Below are 381 nucleotides of genomic sequence, written 5' to 3'. Positions count from 1 at the left end.
CCGTATTTTTCCGGTTGCGAGCCGCACACTTCGATGGTGTTGGAAATGTAGCCAATCGGCGCGTCAAACCACACGTAGAGCACTTTGCCCTCCGCCCCTTCGACCGGCACGGGAACGCCCCAATCCAAGTCGCGACTCACGGCGCGCGGCTGCAAACCCATGTCCAACCACGATTTGCATTGCCCATAGACATTCGATTTCCACTCTTTGTGGTCTTCCAAAATCCACTTTTTCAGCCACGCCTCGTGCTTGTCGAGCGGCAAATACCAGTGTTTGGTCTTCTTCAAAACGGGCACGCTGCCCGAAATCGCCGACTTTGGCTCAAGCAAATCCAGCGGGCTGAGTGACGTGCCGCAGGCTTCGCATTGGTCGCCATACGCC

The 381-nt window shown here is 56.7% G+C and carries 1 protein-coding gene; it reads right to left on the bottom strand.

Annotated features, from left to right (window positions below; all coding sequences use genetic code 11):
• The coding region (locus ASC50_RS05490) for a class I tRNA ligase family protein (protein WP_158648499.1) at positions 1-381 on the bottom strand (381 nt) is incomplete at both ends.

The sequence above is a fragment of the Candidatus Symbiothrix dinenymphae genome, from assembly GCF_001431085.1.
Note: the sequence above shows the minus strand (reverse complement) of the source record. Positions and strands in the feature narration are given on the sequence as shown.